The sequence below is a fragment of the Lwoffella lincolnii genome (assembly GCF_002014765.1).
Taxonomy (GTDB): domain Bacteria; phylum Pseudomonadota; class Gammaproteobacteria; order Pseudomonadales; family Moraxellaceae; genus Psychrobacter; species Psychrobacter lincolnii.
Genome location: NZ_MUYT01000028.1, coordinates 1 through 1,748, shown reverse-complemented (window position 1 = coordinate 1,748; position 1,748 = coordinate 1). Strand labels below are relative to the sequence as shown.

Annotated in this window: 1 protein-coding gene; it reads right to left on the bottom strand. The window is 35.2% G+C overall.

The features are described from left to right. Positions 1 to 5 precede the first annotated feature (5 nt). Positions 6 to 1,589 carry an ATP-binding protein gene (locus B0682_RS09290; RefSeq protein ID WP_078308457.1) on the bottom strand — a complete coding sequence of 528 codons (1,584 nt, stop codon included), beginning with the start codon at positions 1,587 to 1,589 and terminating at the stop codon, positions 6 to 8. Between the last annotated feature and the right edge of the window lie 159 nt (positions 1,590 to 1,748).

Genomic DNA, 1,748 nt, shown 5'->3' with positions numbered 1-1,748 from the left:
GGCAGCTAGGATACTGATGAACGCTTTATATCACTTGGACTGGTAACTTCAAAATGTTGAATTTGTCGAATTTGTGCATTGATTTCAATACCTATTTGATAGATGGCTTTATTTTTACTTAAATATTTTTCACCATAATTTTTATCAATAATTTGGCTTGTGGCACTCCCTTGTCTATGCTTGGTCAATACTTTAAATTCAAAAATATAGATACTGTCTTGTAATTTTATGGTCATGTCAATACGACCTTGATTGGTCATGTCTTCTAAAGTAATGTCAAAACCAATACTGGCAAAGTAGCTAAAAAGCACACTTGCCCAATATCCTTCATAATGAGCAATGGTGTTATTTCTGTGCCAATCATAAGGAATGCTGGCGATAAAGGATTTGAGTTGTTGTTTTAGGGCATCAAAATCATTGGTGGCAAGTAGCGTTACTAAAACCGCTGGAGCTTGTTCGTTTTTTTTGTGTAAATACTTAGCCAATAACAGTTTACTTAAACTTTGTCGTACCTCTCTGTTGGGATAGCCAAGCTGATAATAAGGGCTATCAAGTACGGTGAATACCTTTTTAATGGTTAAATAGCCTGTTTGGAACATCAATGCAATTGGGTGAACGTCTTCAATATCCAGCTTAGATAATTGCAATTTATCAGCTGTCATTTGACGAATGTCAAACTTTTCCACACCCTCATAATCAAGCACCTTTAATAAAAAATCAGGAGTACCTGATGCAAACCAAAATGGTTGAAATACTCGGTTTTTATCCGCCAAAAATAATAAAATATCAAATGGATTATAGACTTTATCACCTGTCCAATTATAACCGTTGTACCAATCTTTGATTTTTTGTAAATCCACATCCATTAGCTCATCAGCAAAAACTGTTTCAAGCTCATATTGAGTATAACCACAAATAGCAGAAAATTGCTTCAATAACGTAATGTCTGTCAGATTATTTAAACCAGAAAATAGATTAACTTTGCTAAACTGGGATACACCTGTCAGCATGACAAAACGCAACTTGGCATCTTGCCCTTTAATAATGGAATAAAAATCTTTTAAAGCATCTCGCATTTGTTTGGCTTGCTTAGGGTCATGACTGACCATGTTATCTAAAATTGGTTTGTCATATTCATCAATTAAGATAACTACTTTTTGTTGGTATTTTTGATATAGTATGGTAATAAGATTTCTAAATCGAATGGCGACGTATGCCTCATCAGACAATGTCACTTGATATCGATTTGCAGTCTCATTAAGTTGGTTGGTCAAGTTTTTATTGAGTCTATCCAACCCATCTTTTACCCCATCAACAAAGCTTAGACGGATAATGGGGTGCTTTTGTGACCAATCCCAATTATCTTGGGCATATAGCCCATAAAACAACGCTTGATTACCATCAAAGAGTTCTGCAATGGTATCAATGGTTAGGCTTTTGCCAAATCGTCTGGGTCTGGATAAAAAGATGTAATCACTAAAGTTGATAAGCTCAATAATTAGCTGTGTTTTATCAACATAGTAATGATTGTCATGATGTATTTTGGCAAAGGTTTCGATACCGATTGGTAGGGATTTTTTTATGCCCATAGACAACTTCTCAAAAAAATAATTGTCACAATTATATCAGTATTTACTGCGATATTCATGTATCCATCAGTATCCTAGCTGCCATCGCTCTGCCTGCGTATCAGAACTATACCAAACGTTCTGCTAATAGTGCTTGTTTGGCAGAAGCCAAAACCGTTG